The 25,989-nt window shown below is 68.9% G+C and carries 23 protein-coding genes, 1 tRNA gene and 1 other RNA gene; 18 read left to right on the top strand and 7 right to left on the bottom strand.

Annotated features, from left to right (window positions below; genetic code table 11):
* On the top strand, positions 1–802 hold an 802-nt coding region (locus ACHFFZ_RS05415), incomplete at its 5' end, for an aldo/keto reductase (RefSeq protein WP_394275638.1).
* A gap of 122 nt (positions 803–924) precedes the next feature.
* Here the strand turns inward: ACHFFZ_RS05415 and ACHFFZ_RS05410 are convergent.
* From ACHFFZ_RS05410 to ACHFFZ_RS05385, 6 genes are all read right to left on the bottom strand, one after another.
* Entirely contained in the window at positions 925–2,871 is a 1,947-nt protein-coding gene (locus ACHFFZ_RS05410; protein WP_394275637.1) for an amino acid transporter, read from the bottom strand.
* A 62-nt stretch (positions 2,872–2,933) separates the two neighbouring features.
* Positions 2,934–4,073 carry a hypothetical protein gene (locus ACHFFZ_RS05405; RefSeq protein ID WP_394275636.1) on the bottom strand — a complete coding sequence of 380 codons (1,140 nt, stop codon included), beginning with the start codon at positions 4,071–4,073 and terminating at the stop codon, positions 2,934–2,936.
* Complete coding sequence (locus tag ACHFFZ_RS05400) at positions 3,989–4,267, bottom strand: glycosyl hydrolase family 28-related protein (RefSeq protein WP_394275635.1); 279 nt, start codon at positions 4,265–4,267, stop codon at positions 3,989–3,991. The genes ACHFFZ_RS05405 and ACHFFZ_RS05400 overlap by 85 nt, the downstream gene beginning before the upstream one ends.
* A 94-nt stretch (positions 4,268–4,361) precedes the next feature.
* Positions 4,362–4,438: transfer RNA gene (locus ACHFFZ_RS05395), tRNA-Val, on the bottom strand.
* A 54-nt stretch (positions 4,439–4,492) separates the two neighbouring features.
* Positions 4,493–4,960 carry a GatB/YqeY domain-containing protein gene (locus ACHFFZ_RS05390; protein WP_394275634.1) on the bottom strand — a complete coding sequence of 156 codons (468 nt, stop codon included), beginning with the start codon at positions 4,958–4,960 and terminating at the stop codon, positions 4,493–4,495.
* A 23-nt stretch (positions 4,961–4,983) separates the two neighbouring features.
* Positions 4,984–6,093, bottom strand: coding sequence for an acyltransferase family protein (locus ACHFFZ_RS05385; RefSeq protein ID WP_394275633.1), 1,110 nt, complete (start codon positions 6,091–6,093; stop codon positions 4,984–4,986).
* Positions 6,094–6,295: 202 nt separating this feature from the next.
* Between ACHFFZ_RS05385 and prfB the strand changes: the two genes are divergently transcribed.
* From prfB to hpf, 15 genes are all read left to right on the top strand, one after another.
* Positions 6,296–7,402 carry a peptide chain release factor 2 gene (prfB, locus tag ACHFFZ_RS05380; protein WP_394275632.1) on the top strand — a complete coding sequence of 369 codons (1,107 nt, stop codon included), beginning with the start codon at positions 6,296–6,298 and terminating at the stop codon, positions 7,400–7,402.
* A gap of 171 nt (positions 7,403–7,573) precedes the next feature.
* Positions 7,574–8,260, top strand: coding sequence for a cell division ATP-binding protein FtsE (gene ftsE / locus ACHFFZ_RS05375; protein ID WP_394275631.1), 687 nt, complete (start codon positions 7,574–7,576; stop codon positions 8,258–8,260).
* Positions 8,261–8,286: 26 nt separating this feature from the next.
* Positions 8,287–9,189, top strand: coding sequence for a permease-like cell division protein FtsX (gene ftsX / locus ACHFFZ_RS05370; protein ID WP_394275630.1), 903 nt, complete (start codon positions 8,287–8,289; stop codon positions 9,187–9,189).
* A gap of 36 nt (positions 9,190–9,225) precedes the next feature.
* A complete protein-coding gene (locus ACHFFZ_RS05365) occupies positions 9,226–10,686 on the top strand; it encodes a peptidoglycan DD-metalloendopeptidase family protein (RefSeq protein WP_394275629.1) in 1,461 nt (486 codons plus the stop codon).
* Positions 10,687–10,796: 110 nt separating this feature from the next.
* The gene (gene smpB / locus ACHFFZ_RS05360) at positions 10,797–11,273 is read left to right on the top strand and encodes an SsrA-binding protein SmpB (RefSeq protein ID WP_394275628.1); all 477 of its coding nucleotides are present in this window, start codon (positions 10,797–10,799) and stop codon (positions 11,271–11,273) included.
* Entirely contained in the window at positions 11,273–13,099 is a 1,827-nt protein-coding gene (locus tag ACHFFZ_RS05355; protein WP_394275627.1) for a DUF2207 domain-containing protein, read from the top strand. The genes smpB and ACHFFZ_RS05355 overlap by 1 nt, the downstream gene beginning before the upstream one ends.
* A 36-nt stretch (positions 13,100–13,135) precedes the next feature.
* The gene (locus ACHFFZ_RS05350) at positions 13,136–13,504 is read left to right on the top strand and encodes an FKBP-type peptidyl-prolyl cis-trans isomerase (protein ID WP_394275626.1); all 369 of its coding nucleotides are present in this window, start codon (positions 13,136–13,138) and stop codon (positions 13,502–13,504) included.
* 104 nt (positions 13,505–13,608) lie between these two features.
* Complete coding sequence (locus ACHFFZ_RS05345) at positions 13,609–14,289, top strand: DUF1707 and DUF4870 domain-containing protein (RefSeq protein WP_394275625.1); 681 nt, start codon at positions 13,609–13,611, stop codon at positions 14,287–14,289.
* 110 nt (positions 14,290–14,399) lie between these two features.
* Positions 14,400–14,769, top strand: a transfer-messenger RNA (tmRNA) gene (ssrA, locus tag ACHFFZ_RS05340).
* 107 nt (positions 14,770–14,876) lie between these two features.
* Positions 14,877–15,443: a YqgE/AlgH family protein gene (locus ACHFFZ_RS05335; protein WP_394275624.1), complete on the top strand. Its 567-nt coding sequence runs from the start codon at positions 14,877–14,879 to the stop codon at positions 15,441–15,443.
* 80 nt (positions 15,444–15,523) lie between these two features.
* A complete protein-coding gene (gene mtrA, locus ACHFFZ_RS05330) occupies positions 15,524–16,228 on the top strand; it encodes an MtrAB system response regulator MtrA (RefSeq protein WP_394275623.1) in 705 nt (234 codons plus the stop codon).
* 59 nt (positions 16,229–16,287) lie between these two features.
* Positions 16,288–17,772 carry an MtrAB system histidine kinase MtrB gene (gene mtrB, locus ACHFFZ_RS05325; protein WP_394275640.1) on the top strand — a complete coding sequence of 495 codons (1,485 nt, stop codon included), beginning with the start codon at positions 16,288–16,290 and terminating at the stop codon, positions 17,770–17,772.
* Positions 17,769–19,505, top strand: coding sequence for an LpqB family beta-propeller domain-containing protein (locus ACHFFZ_RS05320; protein ID WP_394275622.1), 1,737 nt, complete (start codon positions 17,769–17,771; stop codon positions 19,503–19,505). Before mtrB ends, ACHFFZ_RS05320 begins: the two co-directional genes overlap by 4 nt.
* A gap of 185 nt (positions 19,506–19,690) precedes the next feature.
* On the top strand, positions 19,691–20,248 hold the full coding sequence (locus ACHFFZ_RS05315; RefSeq protein ID WP_394275621.1) for a ComF family protein: 558 nt from the start codon (positions 19,691–19,693) through the stop codon (positions 20,246–20,248).
* A gap of 140 nt (positions 20,249–20,388) precedes the next feature.
* Complete coding sequence (gene hpf, locus ACHFFZ_RS05310; protein ID WP_394275620.1) at positions 20,389–20,985, top strand: ribosome hibernation-promoting factor, HPF/YfiA family; 597 nt, start codon at positions 20,389–20,391, stop codon at positions 20,983–20,985.
* Between the two features lie 83 nt (positions 20,986–21,068).
* Here hpf and ACHFFZ_RS05305 read toward each other — a convergent pair whose 3' ends face one another.
* A complete protein-coding gene (locus ACHFFZ_RS05305) occupies positions 21,069–21,767 on the bottom strand; it encodes a type 1 glutamine amidotransferase (protein WP_394275619.1) in 699 nt (232 codons plus the stop codon).
* A 59-nt stretch (positions 21,768–21,826) separates the two neighbouring features.
* Between ACHFFZ_RS05305 and ACHFFZ_RS05300 the strand changes: the two genes are divergently transcribed.
* Entirely contained in the window at positions 21,827–23,164 is a 1,338-nt protein-coding gene (locus ACHFFZ_RS05300; RefSeq protein ID WP_394275618.1) for a winged helix-turn-helix domain-containing protein, read from the top strand.
* 5 nt (positions 23,165–23,169) lie between these two features.
* Positions 23,170–25,929, top strand: coding sequence for a preprotein translocase subunit SecA (gene secA / locus ACHFFZ_RS05295; protein WP_394275639.1), 2,760 nt, complete (start codon positions 23,170–23,172; stop codon positions 25,927–25,929).
* Positions 25,930–25,989: the final 60 nt, after the last annotated feature.

Genomic DNA, 25,989 nt, shown 5'->3' with positions numbered 1-25,989 from the left:
CAACAACTACGGCCCGCCCTATGGCCAGGCCGAGCTCAACTTCGGCCGGCTGTTCGCGGACGACTTCCGGGCCCACCGCGACGAGATGGTCATCTCCACCAAGGCCGGCTATGACATGTGGCCCGGCCCCTACGGCCAGGGTGGTGGAAGCCGCAAGTACCTGCTGGCAAGCCTCGACCAGTCCCTGCAGCGCATGGGGCTGGACCACGTCGACATCTTCTACTCGCACCGTTTCGATGCCGAGACGCCACTGGAGGAGACGATGATGGCGCTCGACCAGGCCGTGCGCAGCGGCAAGGCCCTCTACGTCGGCATCTCCAGCTACAACCCCGCACAGACCTGCGAGGCAAACCGCATCGCCCGCGAACTCGGAACCCCGCTGCTGATCCACCAGCCCAGGTACTCGATGCTCGACCGCTGGGTGGAGGACGGGCTGGTCGACGAGTGCGAGCAGCAGGGGATGGGCATCATCGCCTTCTCCGCACTGCACCAGGGCATCCTGACCGACCGTTACCTGCAGGGCATTCCCGAGGACTCACGCGCGGCGCGCACCCCGGGGCTGCGCGAGCAGATCGACCAGTCCACGCTGGGCAAGGTGAAGGCGCTGGACTCGATAGCCCACGAGCGGGGCCAGTCACTGGCCCAGATGGCACTGGCTTGGGTACTGCGTGACGAACGCGTCACCTCCACGCTGGTCAGTGCCAGCTCCCTGGAGCAGTTCGAGGCGAACCTCGCCACGCTGGATCGACTCGACTTCGCCGAGGATGAGCTGCGCCGCATCGACGAGGTGCTGCAGGGCTGACCAGGTGCTGAGCGGAGGCGCCAGGAGCATCACCGCGACACCGAACTAGAAGATCTCGGAAGATCTGGTCCCTCCAGGGGACCGGATCTTCCGAGATCTTTCCGGTGTCGCCCAAATGGGCCTCAGCCCACGTGCAGCTGGGGCCGCCAGCGTGCCTCCGGTTCCACCTTGCGCAGGATCTCGTGGACCAGCGGCGGCGTGTCACCCTGCCCCGAGATCAGGAAGCGGAAGACATTGCCCAGCGGGCTCTTCTCCGACCACTCGAAGTAGCAGTGCGGCGGCTCCGAGGTGTGCTTGCTGACCTCCAGCAGGACCGCCGCGAGCACATTCGGCCCGGCGGTGCCGCGGGCCCGGAGGATGCGGTGACGCCCGATCCGCTCACAGGTGACCTCGACGGGCGCCTCGAAGTTGGAGGCGTCGTCGATCTGCGCCTCGAGGAAGATGACCTCGGCATCATTGGGGATGTGGTTGTCGAGCCGCACCTCCAGCGCCTTGATGTCGTAGTCGTTGACGTCGTGCTTGCCGGGCTTGTGGGCGATGAAGCGCACCGGCTCCTGGGTGGCGATGGCCTCGCGCAGCATCTCGCGGGAGGTGTCGTCGAAGTTCACGCCGGGCGAGCGCAGCTCGAAGGAGCGACGGGTGCGCGACCACAGCGAGACCAGCATGATGAGGGCGACGAAGACCAGCGCGGCGTAGAGGCCAGCCGTGTGGGTGATGACGTTCTGCACGAAGGTGTAGATGAAGACCGCGCTGATCAGGCTGAAGTAGCTTCCGGGCAGCCACCGGCGCCGCAGCAGCTCGGTCAGGGTGACCGCCACGGCTGCCGAGGTCATCAGGGCCAGCACGCCGGTGGCATAGGCCGCAGCCTGGTCATCGACGCTGGCATCGAAGCTGATGGTCACCACGGAGGCGATCGTCCACAGCACCACCACCAGGGGGCGGGTGGCGCTGGCCCAGGTGGGGGCCATCCCGTAGCGGGGCAGGTAGCGCGGCACCACGTTGAGCAGGCCCGCCATAGCCGAGGCTCCCGCGAACCACAGAATCGCGATCGTGGCGATGTCATAGGCAGTGGCGAAGGGCTCGCCCAGGTAGGCGTGGGCCACGTAGGCCAGGGCCCGCCCATTGGCCTCGCCGCCAGGCTGGAACTCGGGGGCAGGGATCAGCAGGGTGGTGGCCACCGAGGATCCGATGAGCAGCACGCTCATCATCAGCGCGGCCGTGGTGAGCAATCTCTTGGTGTTGCGGATGCGACCGCGCGGGGCGCCAAGGGTGTCATCCTTGTCACCTCGCACCTGCGGCATCACCAGTACGCCGGTCTCGAAGCCCGACAGGCCCAGCGCCAGGGCGGGGAAGACCAGCATCGAGGCCCCGAAGGCCCCCAACCAGTTGCCGTTCTGCTGCACCACGCCCTGGCTCCAGCGTTCGACGAGCTCCGGGTGGGCCAGCACCTCGGCCAGACCGCGCACCATCACCACGATCGACAGCCCCAGGTAGGTGACCACGAGCACCACGGCCACCCCGATCGCCTCGCTGAAGCCCTTGAGGAAGACGGCCGCGAGCAGGGTGAGCAGCAGCAGCGTGATGGCCACCTGATGCCCCTCAAGGTACTCCTTGAGCAGGGGGTTCTCGATCATGTGCGCGGTTGCGTCGGCAGCGGAGAGGGTCATGGTGAAGATGAACCCGGTGGCGATGAAGCCGATCAGGATCAGCACCAGCACCTTGCTCGACCAGAAGGTGAGCAGGCGCTCCAGCATCGACAGCGAACCGTCACCATGGGGGCTCTCCTGGGCCACGCGACGGTACATGGGCAGCGCGCCGAACAAGGTGATGACCACCAGGACGAGCGTGGCGACGGGTGCCAGGTTGCCTGCGGCGAGGGCGGCGATGCCGGGTTGGTAGCCCAAGGTGGAGAAGTAGTCAACGCCAGTCAGGCACATCACGGCAGTCCAGGCCTTGGCGTGCTGCTGGCTGAGCGGTTGGTCAGGCGTGGAGGTGTGCTCCGATCCGGCATCGTCGCGGCGGAGGAACCAGGTGTTGAAGCGGGAGCCACGTCCCACGGTCTTGATCACCGGGAAAGAGTAGATCCATCCGGTGGCAGGAATTCAATCCGGGCATGTCCTGCGTGCAACTTTCAACTGCGCGGGGTGCGCCAGCGCGCCAAGAGGCGGCGCACCCGGTCGGCACCCTCGCGGATCCCGCCCTGCACCAGCTGTGTGGTTCGACCGGTCCGGTCGAGCACCTCACCGGGGACAGCCGTCGCCAGGCGCACGCCCATGCCGTCGGCGGGCTCGCCGAGCGCGTCGACCCAGGTGCGCCCATCCCACCACAGGGGGCGCCCCTGGACGGTGTCGAAGAATTGCGCACCGAGTTCGGGTTCGGTGGATCCCAGCTGGGGACATCGCCGGCCAGAGCCCGTGGAGGTCCACATCTGCCCGGTCCCGGCCAGTGGCTGGGTGCTGGTCACCAGGCCGCCGGCACCCCCGGGGGGCGGAGCGGGGGTCTCGACGAGACTGGCCGTCGGCAGGGGTTCGCTGTGGTGGCGCACCGCCTCGTCGGGCACGACGTCGTGCCACGAGTCACTGGTCACGCTGACCCTCAGGCGATCGTGGGAGGCGGGGTGCCAGCGGCAGGCCAGGACCTGCTGGCCAGCGATGCCGCCCCTGAACTTGTTGCCCGAGGCCACCTGGCGTTCTCCCGAACCGGGGGTGAAGTCGATCCAGGCGGCCTGGTTCATCACATAGACCTGGCCGCCGGTCGCCACGACCGAGGCGCCGATACCGTCCACCCGGACACCGCTGACGCCGCCGGTCCGGGTCTCCATGTAGGTACCGAACAGGGTCACGGACATCGAGGTGCCCAGACTGATGCCCGTCCGGTACTGCTCGATGGCGCCACCATGGATGGTCAGCATCGAGCGGTCCAGCATCTCGATGCCGACGCCATTGCCGCTGCCGTCGGCGAGCAGTCCGGAGATCCGCACGCCGTGGGCGGAGACGTTGTTGCAGTACTCGATGCGCACCGCGGTGGCGTTGTGCCAGAAGGAGCACATCACCAGGTGGGCGTACCAGCACTGCTCGAGGTCGAGCCCCGCGGAGGTGTTCCAGATGGTCACGTCTTCCAGGACCAGGGCCGAGCTGCGTCGGGCGCTGATCCCGACGCTGCCGACCACCTGGTCTCCGGGACCCATCAGCCGCAGCTCCCGCACGGCGCTGTTGAGGGCCAGCTCCAGGACGGGTCCCGCATGGGAGCCCCGCAGCTGGGTGCCGGGCACATGGCCTCGCCCGGTGCCGTGGTTCCGCCGGCGCCGCGGAAGGTCTGCTGCGCGAGGCCGCGCAGCGGGGCGCTGGTGCGATAGGTGCCCAGGGGCAGGAAGATGGTTCCGCCCACGCCGGCGGCGTCAATGGCGCGTTGGATGGCTGGGGTGTCGTCGGCGGCCCGGTCTCCGACGGCTCCGTGGTGGCGCACGCTGGTCCAGGGATCGGGGGAGGAGAACTGCTGTTGGGCAGTAAGACATGCCGCGATCCAGCCATGGCGGCAGGCGGCGGTGTGCTGCCGCGAGTGGTGGGCACAGAGGGACTTGAACCCCCGACATCTTCCTTGTAAGGGAAGCGCTCTGACCAACTGAGCTATGTGCCCCGGAGCTGCGAGCCATTGTGGCAGCTCGCAGCAGGTCCTGTCAGCCGCGAGGGCTCAGGCGAGTGCGGCGCGCACCAGGCCGGAGACGGTCTTGCCCTCCGCACGGCCCTGGGTGCGGGCGGTGACGGCCTTCATCACCTGGCCCATCTGCCGCATCGACGGCTTGTTGCCCTCGGCATCGGTGGCGGCTGCCACCTCCTCCTCGACGATCGCCGTGACCTCGTCGGGGGTCAGCGGCGCCGGCAGGTACTTGGACAGGAAGTCGGCCTCGGCGAGCTCCTTGTCAGCCAACTCCTGGCGTCCACCCGAGGTGTAGGCCTCGGCGGAGTCCTTGCGCTTGCTGACCTCCTTGGTGAGCACACCCAGTTCCTCGGCGTCGGTGAGCTCGCGGGCGGACTCGCCAGCGACCTCCTCGGTGTGGATGGCGGTCAGCGCCATCCGAATCGTGCCCCTCGCCAGGTCGTCGTGTGCCTTCATGGCGGTGACGAGCTCGCTCTTCAGTTGGTCCTTGAGTGCTCCCACGGGAGTGTCCTTTCCTAGTCGCCCTACAGTGTCCCATGCGCCGGGGGCGTCGACGTCCCACGCGCGGGGGCGTCGATGGCCGCGACCGGCCCGCGCTCCCAGCGTTGCAGCCGGGCCATCCAGGGCTTGGGCAGCTCGAAGGCCATCTCCATCGGCCCACGGCGCACCACCTGTTCGATGGCCAGCGCGGCGGCGGCGGTGGCAATCGTGAGCAGGGCCGGGTAGATGACCGCGACCGGTCCCATCAGTTCCACCAGCCTCGAGGCGACGCCGAAGTGCATGTCCAGGGCAATCCAGCAGGCCAGCAGGACCGGGTGCATCACATAGACCGACAGGGTGCGGCGCCCGACCCAGGCCAGCGGACGGAGCGCACCGAGCCAGCGTTCCCACATCGCCATGATCGCCAGGGCGCCCAGGCCCTTGCCGACATTGCCGGCGACGAAGCTCAGGCTCATCGCCATCGGCGGCATTCCCAGACGGGAGAAGATGCTCGGGGTCACGGCGAGCACGGCACCGGCCGCCAGCAGCAGCCATGGTTGGGCGTGGACGTGACGCTTCAGCCACGGGGCCGACCAGACGCCGAGCACGTAGTAGAAGGCCAGGTCGGGCACCTTGAGGGCGATGACATCGCCCGGGCGCACGAACAGGGTGAGGACCAGCAGGGCCACCAGGATGACCGGGATCGGCACGTGCAGGCTGCGCAGCAACCACAGGCCGGTCATGAAGACGGCGAGGCCGAAGATGTACCACAGCGGGGTGGCGGGGGCGACGAGCTGCACCAGCCAGTCGGTGCCCGGGTGGACCGTCCCGACGGCCTCGGTGTGCAGCGGCGGGATGACCAGGGCGTAGATGGTCAGCCACACCACGTAGAGCCAGTAGTTGGCGGCGGCTGAACGCAGCGCAGGACGTCCGCGCGAGACCTTGCCGGCGGCCAGCATTCCCGACAGCAGGAGCAACAGCGGCATCCGGATGCCGCCGACGAAGTTGTTGAGTGCGGCCCAGGCCTGGGCATGCAGGTCACCGTCCAGCATCGGCAGGTGCCAGATCACCACGTGGAAGAGCACGACCAGCAGGACGCACCCACCCCTGGCCATGTCGATCCACGCCTGACGCGCGGGCTGTGCACCTGCCATCCCCGACCCTCCGAATCCTTCCGTCTCATCAGGACGGCCCAGGCTTTCCTTGTCCAGCATGGATGCTGTGCCTTCCCAGAGGATCCACACTGTCACGCAGGCCCTCGCGGGACACGGTGACCACAGGCCGTTCACAGGGCGCGGGTGGGGCGCCCCGTCCGCGGCTGTGGGATTGCGCGACGGCCCGGTAGACTCTGTCGACGTGGCTCTCGCAGATCTTTCATACATCCTCAGTACGCTCCGGTCCTCCCTGGCGTCGATCGAGGCCGTGCTCGACCCCCAGGCCAAGCGGGCCGAGATCGCCGAGCTGGAGAAGCAGGTCCAGGCACCCGACCTGTGGGACGACCAGGCCAATGCCCAGAAGGTGACCTCGCGGCTGTCGAACCTGCAGTCCGACGTCGAGCGCGTCGAGAAGTTGCACCAGCGCCTCGAGGACGCCGAGCTGATGATCGAGATGGCCGCCGAGGAGTCCGATGCGGACGCGGCCGCCGAGGTGGAGCGGGAAATCGGCACCCTCAAGGGCGAGATCGAGGCCCTGGAGATCCGGACCCTGCTCAACGGTGAGTACGACGAACGCGATGCCGTCGTCTCGATCCGTGCCGGCGCCGGGGGCGTCGATGCCGCGGACTTCGCCGAGATGCTCCTGCGGATGTACACCCGCTGGGCCGAGCGCCACGGATACGGCGTCAAGGTCATGGACACCTCCTATGCCGAAGAAGCAGGGCTCAAGTCGGTCACCTTCGAGGTGAGCGCCCCCTTCGCCTTCGGCACCCTGTCCGTCGAGGGTGGCACCCACCGCCTGGTGCGGATCAGCCCCTTCGACAACCAGGGCCGTCGCCAGACCTCCTTCGCCGCGGTCGAGGTGATCCCGCTGATCGAGGACACCGACCACATCGACGTGCCCGAGTCCGACATCCGCGTCGACGTCTTCCGTTCCTCGGGGCCCGGTGGCCAGTCGGTCAACACCACCGACTCCGCGGTGCGCATCACCCACCTGCCCACCGGCCTGGTGGTCTCGATGCAGGACGAGAAGAGCCAGATCCAGAACCGTGCCGCCGCCGTGCGCGTGCTGCAGTCACGCCTGCTGCTGCTCAAGAAGCCGGAGGAGGACGCCAAGAAGAAGGAGCTGGCCGGCGACGTGAAGGCCAGCTGGGGCGACCAGATGCGCTCCTATGTCCTCAACCCGTACCAGATGGTCAAGGACCTGCGCACCGGCCACGAGGTGGGCAACGTGGACGCGGTCTTCGACGGCGAGATCGACGACTTCATCGATGCCGGCATCCGCTGGCGCATGCGCGAGCACGACTGAGCGACCAACGGCACCCTCACGGGAAGGAGACGGCAGCCGAGATTTCGGCTGCCGTCTCGTGTGTCCACCGCGGATGCCCGGGGGCGGGGGCCTAGACTCCCACTCGGCCGACAGAGAACGCAGTTCCCGGCGCCTTCCCCAGCCATCCCCTAGTGCGGCCAAGGAATCATCGTGATCATCTTCGACGACGTCACCAAGATCTACGAGGGCCAGCAGAAGCCTGCCCTGCGCAATGTGAGCGTCCAGGTGGACAAGGGGGAGTTCGTCTTCCTCGTCGGCCAGTCGGGCTCCGGGAAGTCCACCTTCACGCGGCTCGTGTTGCGCGAGTACCTGCCGACCTATGGGTCGATCCACGTGCTGGGCAGGGACCTCAAGCAGATGCGCAGCTGGAAGGTGCCGGCCCTGCGACGCCAGATCGGCACGGTCTTCCAGGACTTCCGGCTCCTGCCGGGCAAGAGCGTCCAGGAGAACGTCGGCTTCGCCCTGCGGGTGATCGGTCGCCCGCAGGCAGAGATCCGGCAGGTGGTCCCCGGGACCCTCGAAATGGTGGGCCTGCAGGGAAAGGCCGATCGGCTGCCGGAGGAGCTGTCCGGGGGCGAGCAGCAGCGCGTCGCCATCGCCCGCGCCTTCGTCAACCGGCCCCAGATCCTGATCGCCGACGAGCCCACCGGCAACCTCGACCCGGCCACCAGTGTCGGCATCATGAAGCTGCTCGACCGGATCAACCGCACCGGCACCACCGTCATCATGGCCACCCATGACTCGACGGTGGTCGACCAGATGCGCCGCCGTGTCGTCGAGCTCGACGCCGGCAGCATCGTGCGTGACCAGACCAAGGGCGTCTACGGCACCGCCTGAGCCCCACCCCAGCTGACGAGGAAGAGATGCGACACACACTGCGCGAGACATGGTCGGGACTGCGCCGCAATGTCTCGATGACCCTGGCCGTCATCGTGACCATGTGGGTGAGCCTGAGCCTGTTCGGCGCCGGCCTGATGACGATGCAACAGGTCGACCTGATCAAGGGCAAGTGGTACGACAAGATCGAGATTTCGGTCTTCCTGTGCGTCGAGGACTCCCAGGGCGGCACCTGCGAGCGGGGCAAAGGGATCACCGGCGCCCAGCGCGAGCAGGTGAGGACCACCCTGGAGTCCAATCCGCAGGTGCAGCAGGTCTTCTACGAGAGCAAGGAGGAGGCCTACCAGGAGTTTCGCAAGACCTTCGCCGACTCGCCCATCCTGGAGAGCCTGGACATCGACCAGATGCAGGACTCGTTCCGGGTGAAGCTGAAGGACCCGGCCCAGTACGCCGGCGTCGTCGACGAAGCGCAGGCACTGCCGGGGGTGCAGAACGTGCAGGACCTGCACACGGTCCTCGACCCGCTGTTCAGCTGGCTCAACGCGTTGAAGTGGGCCACGATCGGCATGAGCAGCCTGCTGCTGCTGGCCGCGGCTCTGCAGATCGGCAACACCATCCGGATGGCGGCCTTCAGCCGTCGCAGGGAACTGGGCATCATGCGGCTGGTGGGCGCGAGCAACCTCTACATCATGCTGCCCTTCCTGCTGGAGAGCCTGGTGGCGGGCGTTGTGGGGGCGGCGCTGGCCTGCGCGACTCTGGCCTTCGGCTACTGGACGATCATCGTCAAGAACGCTGAAGTCTCGATCAAGGCTTTACGTTGGATCGGATGGGACCACGCGGGGATCGCGATGGCCGGAGTTGCAGTGGTCGGAATCGTGCTGTCTATCATTCCCACGCTGTTGGCAACCCGTAAGTACCTGCGCGTCTGACGCCCCCGCGTCCTTGCTCGGTACTGGAAGAGAGACATGCACGTGACTTCGAATGGCTCCCCCGAGCTCCGTACGGCCCCCTCGTCCATGCTGTGCCCCCACCCAGTGCGTACCGCCCTGGCCACCCTGTGTGCCCTCGGCCTGGCCGTCTCGGCCGCGCCCCTGGCCGGTGCCGACGAGCTGACCGACCAGCGCGACCGGATTGCTGCCGAACAGGCCCGCAGCAAGCAGGAGCTGACCGCCTTCTCCGGAGAGCTCAACCAAGCGGCGGCAGCCCTCCAGCAGTCCAGGACCCAGCTTGAGCAGGCCAGGGCCCACTTCGCGCAAGCGCAGCAGCAGCGTCAGGGCGCCGAGGCGGAGGATGCCCGTCTGGCGAAGGCCCTTGAGCAGGCCCGTGCCCAGCTGCGCAAGGCCCAGCAGGACGTGGCCGAGAACCAGGAGAAGGTGGACGCCGAGGCCCGGTTGATCGGCAACAGCGTGCGCGAGACCCACCAGCAGAACACCGAGCTGGTCGGGCTGGCGGCCTTCGTCACCGATGTCAGTACCGGCGACGTGAACCAGAAGTTCCAGTGGTCCACCACGGTCTTCAACGCCACCCAGGCGCAGATGGACCGCCTGCAGGAGTTGCAGATGAAGCTCGAGGCCGCTCGCGAGGAGCAGGCGTCCGCGGAGGCGACGGTCGCGCGCCAGAAGGAGGCTGCCGCGGCCCAGGTGGCGTCCACCATTGCGGCTGAGAGGGCTGCCGACCAGGCGGCTGCGGCCGTCACCGACCTGGTGGCCAGCAATGAGCGGGCCCAGGCGGCAGTCGAGGACAAGCTGGCCGCCGAGCAGCGCCGGCAGCAGGCGTGGACCCAGGAGTCCAGCGCCGTCGAACGGCGGATCGCCGAGAGGATCGCGGCCGAGAAGGCCGCGCGGGCCGCGGCAGCTGCTCGTGCCCGCGCGCAGGCGGCCGCTGCCCAGAAGGCCGCCGCCGAGGCTGCCCGGCAGCGTGCCGCCGATGCCGCCCAGAAGGCGGCAGCGGCCTGTCGTGCGGAGGCCGCTGCGAGCCGGGCGGAGAGCGAGACCGGCGGTGGGGGCCAGGCGGCGCGGTTCGTCACCTCCGGCTCGGGCTGGATCGCCCCGGTCGCCGGTGGCACCACCTCGCTGTTCGGGATGCGGCTGCACCCGGTGCTGAAGATCTGGAAGCTGCACGACGGACTCGACCACGCAGCCGCCTGCAATTCCCCGATCATCGCCCCCCGCGGTGGGGTGGTGACCGAGAGCTACTTCAATGAGGGCTACGGCAACCGCCTGGTGGTCGACCACGGCAATGTCGACGGCCGCTTCGTGACCACCAGCTACAACCACGCGACGCACTACGTGGTCTCACCGGGGCAGCGGGTCAGCAAGGGCGACGTGCTCGGCTTCGTCGGCAACACCGGCTACTCCACCGGCTGCCACTTGCACCTGATGACTTGGTCGGACGGTGTGTTGGTCGATCCTGCCTCGATCTTCTGAGCGGCGCCCCCGGATCGTCGCTCGATCCGGTGGGCTGCACGAGCTAGGGTGATGCGGGATCGTCAACCGTGACGGTGCCCACCACATTCGACCTCGACAAGGGGATACAGGTGCCACGCGAAAAGGGGCAAAAGCTCGTCGCCCAGAACAAGAAGGCCTTGCACGACTACCACATCGGGCATCGCATCGAGGCTGGCATGGTGCTGCAGGGCACCGAGGTCAAGAGCCTGCGCAGTGGGCGCGCCTCCTTGGCCGATGCCTTCGCGACGGTCGATGACGGCGAGGTCTGGCTGCGCAATGCGCACATCCCCGAGTATGCCTTCGGCACCTGGACCAACCACGCCGCCCGGCGTACCCGCAAGCTGCTGCTCAACCGTCGCGAGATCGACAAGCTGGAGCGCGAGGTCGGCGACTCGGGCCGCACCATCGTGCCACTGAGCATCTACTTCAAGGACGGCTACGCCAAGGTCGAGATCGCCGTCGGAACCGGCAAGAAGGACTGGGACAAGCGCCAGACGATCCGCGAGCGCGACATGAACCGCGACACGCAGCGCGAGCTGGCCGAGCGCAATCGCCGGCGCAAGTGATGACCAGGCGCTGGGGGGCCTTCTGGGCGGCCCTGTTGCTCGGCTGCCTGGGGGCCCTGGTACCCCAGCCGGCCTGGGCGGCGCAGGACTCCATCGACTCGTGGACCATCGACTACCGGCTCCGTCCCGACGGCATCGTCGAGGCAGTCGAGACGATCGACTACCGCTTCGGCAACCCGGGCAACCAGCAGGGCATCACGCGCAGCTTCGTGGTGCGCGAGCCGGCACCGGGCAAGGATGCCGACAGCAAGGACATCGTCCACGACGTGCAGGTGCAGCAGGTCACCAGTGATGACGCCTCCGGCCAGTACGCGATCCAGCGCGACTCCGAAGGCCGGGTGGAGTTCGTCACCCTGAGGATCGGCACGCCGGGACGCTACATCGCGCGCCGCACCGCCTCGTGGACGATCCGCTACACCGTCAACGGCGCGCTGCGCGACTATGCAGACCACCGCGAGTTCAGCTGGGATGCGGTCAGCGGCGAAACGCCCCCGGTGGACGAGATCACCGTGACCGCCGAGGTGCCCAAGGGTGTGCAGGCGATCAAGTGCTCGACGGCCAAGCCGCCCACCGAGCGCGACTGCACCTCGGGCACGCTCACCGACGGCCGCGCCACCTGGGTGCAGCGCGGCAAGATGCCCGGCGAGGTGATGACCGTCTCGGCGAAACTGGCCCAGGGGGCGGTCGCCGGAGGCGGTGCGCAGCTGGTGCCGCGGGCCGATGCCGACGAACTGGCCCTGCAGCGCGTGGGCATGGGTGCCGGGCTGGCGAGCCTGGTGGCCTCGCCGGTGCTGGGGCTGCTGTGGTGGCGACGACGTGGGCGCGACCTGCGATTCGTCGGGCTGCCGCCCGGTGTGGTGCCGGGGCCGGGGGAGCGGGTGGCCCAGAAGCCGTCCGGGAAGATCGAGATCCCGGTGGCCTTCTCGCCCCCGAAGGTGAGCGTCGCCGAGGCGGGGCTGCTCGTGGACGGAGTGGTCGACACCCGGGAGACCACGGCGACCCTGGTTGACCTGGCGGTGCGTGGCGTCGTGCAGCTGGCCAATGACCAAGGCTCGACGCGGGTGGCGCTGGTCGACCCCTCGGGTGCCACGGAGCCCCACGAGCAGGTGCTGCTCAACCGGCTCTTCGCCGGCACAAGGGGCGAGATCGACCTGGCCGGCCAGGGCAGCATGCATTCGGCGCACGAGGCGATGGTCACCAGTGTCCGCAACCAGGTGGCCCAGCGCGGTTGGTTCACCGCGATCCCCTCGGCCGCGGGCGCCGGGGTCGGCTGCTCCGGCGTGCTCATGCTGGTCTTCGTCTGGTTCTTCCTGGGCGGCGAGCTCTCGCCCGCGCTGTGGCTGCTGGCTCCGGTGGTCCCGCTCATCATCACCAGCTATGTGGTCCGACGCCGGCTGCGGCGTGGCCAACGTACCGGGCTGGGGCGTGCAATCACCGACCAGGTGGAGGGTTTCCGCACCTACCTGGCCACCGCCGAGGCGGAGCAGCTGCGCTTCGAGGAGGGGGAGGACATCTTCTCCCGCTACCTGCCGTGGGCAATCATGTTCGGCCTCGCCGACCGCTGGGCCGACCTGTGTGCCGAGCTGGTGCGGATGGGTCGGCTGAGTGCCGAGCCGCCGGTCTGGTACTACGGCCCCTACGACCAGTGGAACTTCTACGTCTTCACGCATTCGCTCAACACCATCGACCACGCGGCGACGCAGGCCATGCCGGCACCCACCTCGATCGGCACCTCGGGTACCGGCTTCGGTGGGCCCTCGGCCTTCGGTGGCGGTGGGGGCTTCTCGGGCAGCGGCGGTGGCGGCGGTGGCGTCGGCAGCTGGTGACACTGGGTTCGCTGCTCATGTGGCAGGCTGGTGGGCATGACTGAAAAGCCTGAGATCGACTTCCCCGAGGGCCCGGCCCCGACCGAGCTCCAGATCACCGACATCACCATTGGCGACGGGCCCGAGGCCAAGGCCGGCATGACCGTGGCCGTCCATTACGTGGGCGTCGCCTACTCCACCGGCGAGGAGTTCGACTCCAGCTATGGCCGCGGCCCGCTGCAGTTCCAGCTCGGCGCCGGCCAGGTCATCTCCGGCTGGGACACCGGAATCCAGGGCATGAAGGTGGGTGGCCGTCGCAAGCTGGTCATCCCCGCCCATCTGGCCTACGGCGACCGTGGCGCCGGCGGCGTCATCGCCCCCGGCGAGACGCTGATCTTCGTCTGCGACCTGCTGGGCGTGCGCTGAGCCATCCTCCGCGTCCGCTGTGGCGCGAACGAACCACACCAGTCGGGGTCGGCTCAGGGCCGGCCCCGATTGGCCTGCCCACGCTGGTGAACAAGGATTGGACCATGTCCACCACCCTGTCCAGCCGCACCACGTCAAGCCCTCTCGACGCCCTCGCCCCTCGCGGAGTTGCACAGATGCCTTCGGCCTTCGAACACCCCAGCCTCCAGCTGCCCGTCACCGCTCAAGACCGTGAGCGTGCGCTGGGCTACCTGCAGCAGGCCTATGCCGAGCAACGGCTGACCGAGTGGGAGCTCGACCAGCGCATCGAGATGGTGCTCCAGGCGCGCACGCGTCGTGAGATGAACCGGGCCTTCGACGGTCTGGCCCGCATCCCGGTGGGGACCGGCGCCGTCCTGATGGCGCGCCGCGCCTCGGGCCAGCCGGGCCCGGTGGCTCGTACCGGCAGCGCGCTGGCACACCTCAGTGGCCTGGGCACCTGGGTCTTCGGCCCAGCTGTCTTCTACGCGGCCACGCCCCGGCACAGCCACACCCACCGGGAGGCCGCCAAGGCCTTCAACTTCCAGCTGGTCATGGGCGTGCTCGCTGGACTGGTGGGGATGCTCACGAGCGTCCTGGGTGCAGGCGAGCTGGCGATGCCGGTCGGCGCGCTGGTCTGGCTGGTGCTCACCGTCGTGGGTGGTGCCAGAGCCGCCAGCGGCGAGGACTGGACCAATCCGGTCTCGCGCGTCGTGCCCTTCAAGCTGCTCGATGAGGGGCGCGCGCCGCGCCAGCTGGGGCGCTGATTCGGGCGTCACCGGCGCACGGCTGGGAGGGAAACCGCTTGGCCTGATGCCGGCGGGCAGGTAGTATGGAAAAACCGGGCTGTTGGTGCAGCCCGGGGTACAACTCAACAGGGGGTGACTGGTTTCGACTTGGGACGGTAGTTCCAGGTGAAGCGGGCCGTGAATCCAGGGTCAACACGTTAATGTTCCCCGGAAACCTATAACTGCCGACACCAATCGCGCAGACTTCGCTCTCGCTGCCTGAGCAGTGACCGAAGGGTCAGACCGGATGTAGCCTTCCGTCCGGATCCTGGCCTCATCAAGGAGGCTTGCTGATCAACCCGTGTGGCAGGGGTTGATCGGGACTTTACTGCCACTGGGCCTGTCCACGACGTGCTGCAGAGAGCGTGGGGGCCGAGAAAAGCATCAACCGCAGCTGCGCCCGGAGAAGACCTGGTTCGCCTCTCGAGGACGCGGGTTCAATTCCCGCCACCTCCACACCATCCTGTTGGCAAGGACCCCGACCGTTTCGACGGCCGGGGCCCTTGCGCTGTTCCGGGCCGACCGCAGTCCCCGAGGCCCCTGGTCGTGCGTGCAAGACTGGACAGGTGAGACTGCCCAACCGCCCGAAACCGGGGGAGCTGCTGCTGGCCCGGCCCGGCATGGAGGCCGACTACTGGGACCAGGCCGTGATCCTGGTGCTCGACTGCGACGACGACGGCGCCCTGGGAGTTCTTCTCAACCGTGAGGCCGAGATCGAGCTCGGTCAGGTGCTGCCGCTGTGGAGCTCGCTGGTGAGCCCGCCGCAGGCCCTCTTCGAGGGTGGGCCGGTCTCACCCCAAGGCGCCATCTGCCTGGCTCAGCTGCTCGACCCGAAAGAGGAGCCCCCGGGCTGGCGGCGCGTGCACGGCGAGCTGGGCCTGCTCCACCTGGACACGCCGGTGCCGCTGGTCGAGGGGGCCTACGGGGCCCTTCGGATCTTCGCCGGCTACGCGGGCTGGGACAGCGGGCAGCTGGAGGCCGAACTGCTGCGTGGGGACTGGCTGCGTGTGCCCAGCAGGGACGAGGACATCTTCGGCACCGAGCTGGAGGGGCTGTGGCAACGGATCCTGCGGCGGCAGGGCGGGACGCTGGGCCTGCTGAGCACGTGGACTGATGAGCCAGAATTGAACTGACCCTTGGTCCGGGCCTCCTGCCGATAGGATGGCCCCACCGCGTTGGCGCCCCGGTGCCGCGCCAGGTCGCAGGAGGTGTCATGAACGAGGGGGACAGCGCCCGGCCCCGGGTGCTGGTCGTCGACGACGACGCCGCACTTGCGGAGATGCTCCAGATGGTGCTGCGCCACGAGGGCTTCGAGACCGCCTGGTGCGGTCATGGAGACCGGGCCCTGGCGGCCTTCCGCGAGGTGCGCCCCGAACTGGTGCTGCTCGACCTGATGCTGCCGGGCCGAGACGGCATCGAGATCTGCCGAGAACTACGTGCCGAGTCGGGCGTGCCGATCATCATGCTGACCGCCCGCAGCGACACCATGGACGTCGTGGTGGGTCTGGAGGCGGGCGCCGACGACTACGTCAGCAAGCCCTTCAAGGCCAAGGAGCTCGTCGCGCGGGTCCGCACCCGACTGCGTCGCCAGGTGGTGGAGGAGTCCGGCGAACGTGACCTGGCCATCGGTGACCTCAGGATCAACGTGGACAACCACACCGTTCGGCGAGACGGCCAGGAGATCGCCCTCACGCCGCTCGAGTTCGACCTGCTGCTGGCATTGGCCCGTCGCCCCAACCAGGTGCTGCGCCGCGAGCAACTGTTGGAACAGATCTGGGGATACCGGCATGCGGCCGACACCCGTCTGGTGAACGTGCACGACCAGCGCCTGCGTTCCAAGATCGAACTGGACCCGGAGCATCCGAGGATCGTGGTGACCGTGCGCGGGGTGGGATACCGGGCCGGCGAGCCCCAGTGAGCCGAGCCAGACAGAGCCTGGGCCCGGTCGGTCGCCTGCGCGAGCTGTGGTGGTCCTCACTGCCCCTGCGCATGATCGCGATGACCAGCCTCGGGACGATGATGGTGCTGCTGCTCGGGAACCTGGTGGTGCTGCACCTGGCCACCGAGGGGGTGCTGGAGGGCAAGAAGCGTTCCGCCATCGCCGAGGCCTCCGTGGCCGTCGACCGGATGCAGACCGAGATGCGTTCCAGCGACCTGCGCACCTCCTCGCTCTACGAACGCCTCGCCCAGCTGGCCGACGAGGCCGCGGCCCAGCCCAACCAGTATCGCATCATCATCCGCGGCCCGGTCTCCAGCTTCGTCTCGCCGGGGATCCGTGAGGACAGCCTGCCCGAGGAGCTAGCCCAGAAGGTCGTGGAGGAGGACGGGATGTTCGCAGCCCCCACCACGGTGCGCTGGACCGATCCACAGCGCTCCGGCGAGCCTGGCCTGGCCGTGGGCAGTCACCTGGTCGGCCCGGACGGGCAGGAGTTCCCCGTCCACTTCATCTTCCCGCTCACCTCGGAGGCCCAGACGCTGTCGGTGCTGCGGCGGGCCGAGACAACCGCCGGGGCGCTGTTGCTGCTCGCGCTGTGCCTGGTCAGCTGGGTGGTGGCACGCCACGTCGTCGGCCAGGTGCGACAGGCTTCCGTGGCCGCCGAACAGATCGCCTCGGGCCACTACGACGAGCGGCTGCCCGTGCACGGCACCGATGACCTGGCGAGCCTGGCCACCTCGCTGAACAACATGGCCGCCGAGCTGACCAGCCACATCACGGCCCTGGAGGACCTCTCGCGGGTTCAGCAGCGCTTCGTCTCCGATGTCTCGCACGAGCTGCGAACCCCTCTGACGACGGTGCGGATGGCGGCGGACATGCTCTTCGAGAACCGAGAGGACCTCGACCCCTTCGCTGCCCGGGCCACGGAGCTGATGCACGACGAGCTGGACCGCTTCGAGACGATGCTGGGCGACCTGCTGGAGATCAGCCGCTTCGATGCCGGTGCGGCGGTCCTGGCCCTGGAACTGACCGACCTGACAGGCCTCGTGGCCCGGGAGGTTGAGGCACAACGACCCCTGGCCGAGCGACTGGGCGTCGAAGTGGCGCTGGAGGCGCCGTCGGTGGCGATGGTGGAGATGGACCCACGCCGGGTGCGCAGGGTGATGCGCAACCTGATCACCAATGCGATCGAGCACGCCGAGCAAGGGCCGGTGCAGGTGAGGGTGGCATTGGACAAGTCCGTCGCCGCGGTCACCGTGCGAGACCACGGTGTGGGCTTCGAGAGCCACCAGGCCGAACAGGTCTTCCACCGCTTCTGGCGGGCCGACCCGAGCCGCACCAGGGCCGTCGGCGGCAGCGGCCTGGGGCTCGCGATCGCCCTGGAGGACGCGAGCCTGCACGGTGGCTGGCTCAAGGCCTGGGGCAGGCCCGGTCGGGGTGCCCAGTTCCTGTTCGTCCTGCCCCGCTACGCCGGCCAGGTCGTGACCCGCAGCCCGCTCCCGCTCGCACCGCTGGAGGGACGATGAGCTGGCGGGCCGCGGCGGCGGCGACGGCAGGGGTCCTGGTGTTCGCGGGCTGTGTGACGATCCCCACCCGAGGCCCGGTGGAGGCCGTGAGTCCCGTGCGTCAGGGCCACGTCGACGGCGGGGTCCAGGTGCACCCGGCCCCGCCCCAGCGCGATGCCAGTCCTGACGTCGTGCTCGCCGGGTTCCTCGACGCCATGGCCTCGCTGGAACCGGGCCTGGTCACCGCCCGGCAGTACCTCACGCCCCAGGCTGCCCGCAGCTGGCAGCCCGAAGGGGGAGTGATGGTCTTCGACGGCGACACACGCACCAGCATCCCCGGCACCACCACGGCCGGCATCCAGGCCCGCGTGGTGGGCACCCTGGACCGTCAGGGGCGCTATGCCCCCGCCACGAACCGCACGCTGCGCCAGGACTTCACGATGGAGCAGGTGGACGGACAGTGGCGCATCACCGATCCGCCCGCGCAGATGCTGGTGAGCCAGTACACCCTGCTGCACCGCTATTCGCCGACCTCGCTGTGGTTCTTCACCCCGGAGGGGACCACCATGGTCCCGGAACGCGTCTGGCTGCCCGGTCGCCCGGCCGACCCGCAGGGTGCGGTGCGTGTGCTGTTGCAAGGCCCGTCGACGTGGCTGGCGCCCGCGGTCTCCAGCGCCATCCCCGCCGGGACCTCGCTGCGTGGCGGAAGCATCCACGTGGCCGATGGACTGGCGCGCATCGACCTGCACGGCCCCCTCGACGAGCTCGACGATGCCCGCCGCAGCCAGCTGGTCTCCCAGCTGGGCTGGACGCTGAAGTCCTTCGGCCAGGTGCAGTCGATGCGGATCCTCCACGATGGTCGGGCCTGGATGAGTCCGGGCCAGGACGCCGACGGGTCGATCTCCCTCGATGACCTGCCGGGCCTGCCGCCGGTGCCGCTGGGGGGTGAGCAGCAACCCTTCGCCGTGGTGGACGGAAAGGTGGGCCGCCTCGACGACCGCGGTTCCTTTTCTCCCCTGGGCTGGGAGCTCTCCCAGGAGGTTCCCGGGCAGCGGGCGGGACGCCTGGCGGTCTCCTCCTCCAGCGACACCGTCGCCGTGGTCACCTCCGATGCGAGGCGACTGTTCACGACCCCGCTGGGCGGTGACCGTCCACGGCTGCGACTGAACGGGACCGGGCTGGGGCGTCCGGCGGTCACGGCAACCGGCCAGGTGTGGGTCAGCGCCATGGACGGTGCGCAGTCCTCCCTGTACCGCAGCGTCGATGGCAGCGACGAGCTGCAGCAGGTGCACATCCCTGAGCTGTCCGGCGCCACCATCAGGGCCTTCGCCGTGGCTCCCGACCAGACCCGTCTGGCGCTGGTGCTGCGCCGAGGCGAGGAGACCGAACTGGCGCTGCTGCGGCTGCACGACGGTCGGGTCGACGGTCTGCGGCGGCTCTCGCAGGCGAGCCAGCAAAGTCGCCTGGACGAGGTCCTCGACGTGTCCTGGGCAGGTCCCGAGCAGCTGATGGTGCTGGGCCGCCAGCATGACCGGGCCCAGCCCACCGCCAGCCTGGTCAGCGTCGACGGGTCGCAGAGCGAGTCTGTCGGACCGGCCGGCGACGGTCAGCTGGTGCAGCTGGCGACGCGGCCGCAGCTTGACGGCACCGATGCACTGGTGCGCACCGCCAACGGGCGAGTGATGCGATTCGAGGCCGCTTGGCGGTGGAACTCCCTGGCCGAGGGCGTCGACGACATCGCCATCCCTTCCTGAGGCGGCAGCAACTGTCCACAGATCTGCTGGAACCCCTTGCGGCCGCGCACGGTCGGCCCGAGTCTGGGAGGATGATTGACGAACTGGCCGACCTGCTGCTGGGGGCCTGCTGCCCCGGTTGCCGGTGTCCCGGCCGGGGCTTGTGTGCAGGGTGCCGGCAGGTGCTCAGTGGGCCAGTCTCGGCGGTGGACGACCTCCCGGGACTGCCACCCCACCTGACCGGGAGGGTGGTGGCCGTCTCGGACCACGTCGACCCGATGCGCAGCCTGGTCAGTGCCTTCAAGGACCGGGGCGCCTGGTCCCTGGAGCCGGTATTGGCGACCCACCTGGTGCGTGCCGCCGCACTCCTGGTGGAGGCCGGCCAGCCCGTCTGCCTGGTGCCGGTGCCCTCCAGTCGCCGGGCGGTGCGCGAACGCGGCTTCGACCACACGCGCGCCCTGGTGCGCGCGATGGCCCGTCGGATGCCCGGGGCCCAGCAGGCGCGGGTGCTGCGCAGGCGTGGCCGGGTGGAGGAGCAGTCCGGACTGGCACGGGCCCAACGACAGCTGAACCAGCGCGGCAGCCTGTTCGCCGCACCACCGCGGCAGACTGTGTCCGCGCTGCTGGTGGATGACGTCTGCACCACCGGCGCCACCCTGGCCGAGGCCGACCGGGCGCTGTCGCTGGCCGGCTGGCGGGTGGTCGGCGCGGTGGTGCTGAGCCATCCGACACGACCCGCGAGCAATTTGTCACAGTTGCCTTGAATCGGGACTGACAGGCGGTAACGTTGTGTCATGGCACGGGATGCAGAGGTCATCGGAGCAGATTCGATGGCCTGATGCGGCCCGTGCCGTGTTCATTTGAGGCCCACGTAGCCGTGGGCCCCCGATCGAGGAGGATCACCATGGACATCGTCGTCAGCGGACGCCACTGCACCATCAGTGACGCGGTACGCGAGCAGGTCACCGAGCGTCTTGCCAGCGTGGAGAAGCTCAGGGATCGAGTGATCAGGATCGAGGTGGAGTTCACCAACGAGGAGTCCAAGGGCAGCCCCGACGACGACATGCTCTGCGAGATCACGCTCCTCAGCAAGGGCCCAGTGGTGCGTGCCGAGGGCCATGCCCAGGACAAGATGGTCGCCTTCGACAAGGCGATGGACCGGCTGAAGTCCCAGCTGCGCAAGGCCCACGACCGCCGGCGCAAGCACCGTGGCCTGCGAGCGCACCAGGTGGTGGCCGCGATGGAGCCCGTCGAGCTGCCGCAGGACGACGCCCCCGAGACCAAGAATGTCGCGGGCATCGAGGTGACCGGCGACGGGCCGCTGGTGGTGCGCGAGAAGGAGTTCAGCTCCGCCCCGCTGACCCTGGCCCAGGCGCTCGACGAGATGGAACTGGTCGGGCACGACTTCTTCCTGTTCGTCGACGCCGACAGCTCCCGCCCCAGCGTCGTCTACCGCCGCAAGGGCTATGACTACGGTGTCATCCACCTGAACCAGGCCTGATCCACGCCGCGAGGGCCCGCCCATCGATCGTCTCGGTGGGCGGGCCCTCACTGCGTTTACGTGTGTGCGGGAGTTGGGGCGCCTCAGGCGCCCGCGACCACCTCGGCGACGAAGCCCTCGGCGACGCTGCGGCAGGCCGGCTCGGTGCGTGCGTCGACCTCGCGCATCCGGTCGAGCATCGTGGTGGCCTTCGAGCGGTGCTCCTGGGCCCACCAGTACTGCATCAGCTCAGGCGATGCCTCGGGATGGAACTGGACCCCGACCGCCGAGCCCAGCCGGAAGGCCTGGTTCGGGTAGGTGCAGCTGCGGGCCAGCTCGACCGCGCCCTCGGGCAGGAGGCTGACATGGTCGTGGTGGCTGCTCGGCACAGGGGCGCCGCTGGCCGCCAGCCCGCCCAGTACCGGGTCCTCGGTGGCGCCGGGCAGCCACTGCAGTTCCAGCGGCCCGTCCTCCGGCCCCTGTTCACCGGCCACGGTCACCTCGCCCCCCAGCGCCTCGGCCAACAGGTGGTGGCCCAGGCAGATGCCCAGCACCGGCAGGTCGATGCCGTGCGCGTCGGCCATGAGGTCCTTGACCTTCTCGATCCAGGGCAGCTCGTCGTGCGCGCTCATCCGGCCGCCGAGCACCACCAGACCGTCGCCGATGGTCTCCAGGTTGGGCACGTCCTTGGTGGCCAGGTCGATCAGGGTGATGCGCACGCCCTCGCGCAACCAGGCGTCAAAGCGCTCCAGCGGGACGTCGGCTTCGGGCTGCAGGACGGTGATGCGGGGTTTCTTGGCCATGGGGCGAGCCTAGCGGCGGATGGCACGGTGGCCGAGGCGCGCATACTAGGGTCCATCCCATGCGTGAACTCAGCCTCGCCCAGGCCCGTCGCGTTGCCCTGGCCGCACAGGGCTTCGGCCGTCCGCGCCCGAGCCGTCCCGACGGAGCTCGCGCAGTCACGATGCGCGATGTCCAGGGGCTGGTCGACCGGCTGGCGCAGTTCCAGATCGACACCATCAGCGTCGTGGCCCGGGCCCACCAATTCCCCTTGTTCAGCCGGCTGGGCCCCTATGACACCGCACTGCTGGAGCGGGCCGTCGGACAGTCGCCCCGCCGTCTGGTGGAGTACTGGGGGCATGCGGCCAGCATGGTCGATGTCCGCCTGCATCCCCAGCTGCGCTTCCGGATGGCGCGCGCCGCCGACGAGGCCTGGGGTGGGATGCGGTCCATCGCCACCGAGGAGTCGGAGCTGGTGGCGGCGGTGCTGCAGGAGGTGCGCGGGCACGGCCCGATCGGCGCCCGCCAGGTGGAGGCGGCGCTGCTGGCCCGGGGCGAGGGTCGTGAGCGCGAGCACTGGGGGTGGAACTGGTCACAGACCAAGCGGGCGTTGGAATGGCTCTTCTGGTCGGGACAGGTCACCTCGGCACGGCGCACCGCCTCCTTCGAACGCCTCTACGACCTGCCGGAGCGGGTCATCCCAGCCAGCATCCACCAGGCCAGCACCCCCACCGACGCCGAGGCGCACGTCGAGCTGGTGCGCCGCTCCGCCCGCGCCCTCGGCGTGGGATCCGAGGCCTGCCTGGCCGACTACTTCCGCCTCTCGCGGGTCGAGACCCGCGCAGCCATCGCCGAGCTGGCGGCTCGCGGCGAGCTGGAGGAGGTGCGCGTCAACGGCTGGGCGGCACGCACCTGGCTGTGGATCGGCGACGGGCCGGTGCGCATCCCGCGCCGGATCCGCGCCCGGGCCCTGGTGAGCCCCTTCGACTCGCTGGTCTTCGAGCGCTCCCGGGCGCTGGCGCTGTTCGGCCTGGACTACCGCATCGAGATCTACGTGCCCGAGGCCCAGCGGCGCCACGGCTACTACGTCTACCCCTTCCTGCTGGACGAGCAGTTCGTCGCCAGGGTGGACCTCAAGGCCGATCGGCCCGCGGGAGTGCTGAGGGTCAAGGCCAGCTGGCTGGAGCCGGACACCGGCCTGGGTGCCGACGAGGTTTGCGCCGAGCTGCTGGCGGAGTTGCACGAGGTGGCCCGCTGGCAACAGCTGGGCGAGGTGGTGGTGGAGCCCCGCGGCGACCTGGCGGCCGCGCTGGCCGCGTCACAGGGCGGCCAGCCCGGCCACCCCCTAGTATGGAAAGGGTCTGACATCGACCACGGCGCCGCTGCGCCGACGGACCGTCAAAAGGAACCAAACTCGTGAGCTTCATGGACCGCCTGCTGAACGTGGGCGAAGGCCGCACGCTGAAGAAGCTGGGAAAGATCGCCGACCAGGTCAACAGCATCGAGGACGACTACGTCTCGATGAGTGACGAGGAGCTGCGCAGCCAGACCGAGATCTTCCGCGCCCGCATCGCCGAGGGCGAGAGCCTCGACGACCTGCTGCCCGAGGCCTTCGCCACGGTGCGCGAGGCGACCCGTCGCGTGCTGGGCAAGCGGCCCTATGACGTGCAGATCATGGGTGGCGCGGCACTGCACCTGTGCAACATCGCCGAGATGAAGACCGGTGAGGGCAAGACGATCGTCGCCCTGATGCCGGCCTACCTCAATGCCCTGGAGGGCAAGGGCGTCCACGTCGTGACCGTCAACGACTACCTGGCCCGCTACCAGAGCGAGCAGATGGGCCGCGTGCACCACTTCCTGGGGCTCAGCGTCGGCGTGATCCTGGCCAACATGGATCCCACCGAGCGACGCGAGGCCTACAAGGCCGACATCACCTACGGCACCAACAACGAGTTCGGCTTCGACTACCTGCGCGACAACATGGCGCTGAGCGTGGCCGAGTGCGTGCAGCGCGGCCACAACTTCGCCATCGTCGACGAGGTCGACTCCATCCTGGTGGACGAGGCCCGTACCCCCCTGATCATCTCGGGCCCCGCCGAGGACAACCACGAGTGGTACCCGGAGTTCGCCAAGCTGGTGCTGCGCCTGGAGCGCGATGTGGACTACGAGGTGGACGAGAAGAAGAAGACCATCAGCGTGCTCGGCCCCGGCATCGAGAAGGTCGAGGACCGCCTGGGCATCGCCAACCTCTACGAGAGCGCCAACACGCCCCTGATCGGCTACCTGAACAATGCGATCAAGGCCAAGGAGCTGTTCAAGCGCGACAAGGACTACGTGATCATGGACGACGAGGTGCTCATCGTCGACGAGCACACCGGCCGTACCCTGCACGGGCGACGCTACAACGAGGGCCTGCACCAGGCGCTCGAGGCCAAGGAGGGCGTGGAGATCAAGGACGAGTACCAGACGCTCGCCACGATCACCCTGCAGAACTTCTTCCGCATGTACACCAAGCTCTCCGGCATGACCGGTACGGCCAAGACCGAGGACAGCGAGTTCCAGAAGATCTACGGTCTCGGCGTGGTGCAGATCCCCACCAACCGGCCGATGCAGCGCATCGACCAGAAGGACCTGATCTACCGCACCGAGCAGGCCAAGTTCGAGGCCGTCGTCGCCGACGTGGCCGAGCGCCACGCCAAGGGCCAGCCGGTGCTCATCGGTACCGCCAGCGTCGCCAAGAGCGAGGTCATCTCGCACCTGCTCAAGCAGGCCGGGGTGCCGCACGAGGTGCTCAATGCCAAGCACCACGAGCGCGAGGCCGGGATCGTCGCGATGGCCGGACGCAAGGGTGCGGTCACCGTGGCCACCAACATGGCCGGCCGAGGCACCGACATCATGCTCGGCGGCAATGCCGAGTTCCTGGCCGACCAGGTGCTGCGCAACAAGGGCCTCGACCCCGTCGAGACGCCCGAGGACTACGAGGCCTCCTGGCCCGAGGTGCTGGAGCAGATCGAGAAGCAGGTGGCCAGCGAGCACGAAGAGGTCGCCGAGGCAGGCGGCCTGTACGTGGTGGCCTCCGAGCGCCACGAGTCGCGCCGCATCGACAACCAGCTGCGCGGTCGTTCCGGCCGTCAGGGCGACCCCGGCGAGAGCCGTTTCTACCTGAGCCTGGGCGACGACCTGATGCGCCTGTTCAAGGCCGACGTGGTGGAGCGGGCCATGGTCTCGCTCAAGGTGCCCGACGACCAGCCGATCGAGCACAAGTGGATCAGCAACTCCATCGAGAGCGCCCAGAAGCAGGTGGAGGCGCAGAACTTCGAGATCCGCAAGAACGTCCTCAAGTACGACGACGTGATGAACCGCCAGCGCCACGCCATCTACGCCGACCGCCGCAAGGTGCTCGAGGGCGCCGACGTCGAGGAGCAGCTGCGCGGCAATGTGCGCAAGGTGGTCGAGCAGCTGGTGCGCTCCCGGACCGAGGGCTTCCACGAGGACTGGGACCTGGACACCCTCTGGGCCGAGATGTCGACCCTCTACCCGGTGGCCCTGGTCAAGGACGAGTGGACCGACGAGACCGATGTTCAGACCATGGTCGAGGCCTTCGTCGAGGACTCGATGGGTGCCTATGACGAGCGCGAGGAGGCCCTGGGCGCGGAGAACATGCGCGAGTTCGAGCGCCAGGTGCTGCTGACGGTGCTGGACCGCAAGTGGCGCGAGCACCTCTACGAGATGGACTACCTGCGCGAGGGCATCGGCCTTCGCGCCATGGCACAGCGTGACCCCTTGGTGGAGTACCAGCGCGAGGGCGGCACCATGTTCAACGCCATGATGGAGGCCTTCATGGAGGAGGTCGTCGGCTTCCTGTTCAACCTGGAGGTGCAGGTGGACCAGACCCCCCAGGTGGGCCTGGTGCAGGGCGCCGATGGTGCACCGGTGGATGTCGAGACCATGCTGCGCGAGCTCAACGGGCAGGCTGAGGCCGAGCGTCCCCACATCGAGGCCAAGGGCCTGGGGGCCCGACGCGCGCAGGAGCTCACCTACTCCGCTCCTGACGAGCAGGGCGAGGCGCGGGCCCGCCGGGCGGCACCCGAGGAGGCCGACCCCTTCAAGGGTGTGGGTCGCAACGAGGCCTGCCCCTGTGGCTCGGGCAAGAAGTTCAAGCTCTGTCACGGGCGCACCGCCTGATCCACGGCACGTCCCCGGGTTGTCACCCGGACGGCGCGATGGCGCGGGACCGCTCAACTT

The organism is Luteococcus sp., from assembly GCF_043424415.1.
In the GTDB taxonomy this organism is placed as follows: Bacteria; Actinomycetota; Actinomycetes; order Propionibacteriales; family Propionibacteriaceae; genus Luteococcus.
This window is presented reverse-complemented; position numbering and strand designations above follow the sequence as displayed.

Bases quoted from the DNA above. Each gene is read 5' to 3' on its own strand.
- ACHFFZ_RS05385 (WP_394275633.1), bottom strand. From the start codon at position 6,093: ATGGCAGGTGCACAGCCCGCGCGTCAGGCGTGGATCGACATGGCCAGG.
- ftsX (WP_394275630.1), top strand. From the start codon at position 8,287: ATGCGACACACACTGCGCGAGACATGGTCGGGACTGCGCCGCAATGTC.
- ACHFFZ_RS05365 (WP_394275629.1), top strand. From the start codon at position 9,226: ATGCACGTGACTTCGAATGGCTCCCCCGAGCTCCGTACGGCCCCCTCG.
- ACHFFZ_RS05355 (WP_394275627.1), top strand. From the start codon at position 11,273: ATGACCAGGCGCTGGGGGGCCTTCTGGGCGGCCCTGTTGCTCGGCTGC.
- ACHFFZ_RS05350 (WP_394275626.1), top strand. From the start codon at position 13,136: ATGACTGAAAAGCCTGAGATCGACTTCCCCGAGGGCCCGGCCCCGACC.
- ACHFFZ_RS05345 (WP_394275625.1), top strand. From the start codon at position 13,609: ATGTCCACCACCCTGTCCAGCCGCACCACGTCAAGCCCTCTCGACGCC.
- mtrA (WP_394275623.1), top strand. From the start codon at position 15,524: ATGAACGAGGGGGACAGCGCCCGGCCCCGGGTGCTGGTCGTCGACGAC.
- ACHFFZ_RS05320 (WP_394275622.1), top strand. From the start codon at position 17,769: ATGAGCTGGCGGGCCGCGGCGGCGGCGACGGCAGGGGTCCTGGTGTTC.
- hpf (WP_394275620.1), top strand. From the start codon at position 20,389: ATGGACATCGTCGTCAGCGGACGCCACTGCACCATCAGTGACGCGGTA.
- ACHFFZ_RS05305 (WP_394275619.1), bottom strand. From the start codon at position 21,767: ATGGCCAAGAAACCCCGCATCACCGTCCTGCAGCCCGAAGCCGACGTC.
- ACHFFZ_RS05300 (WP_394275618.1), top strand. From the start codon at position 21,827: ATGCGTGAACTCAGCCTCGCCCAGGCCCGTCGCGTTGCCCTGGCCGCA.
- secA (WP_394275639.1), top strand. From the start codon at position 23,170: ATGGACCGCCTGCTGAACGTGGGCGAAGGCCGCACGCTGAAGAAGCTG.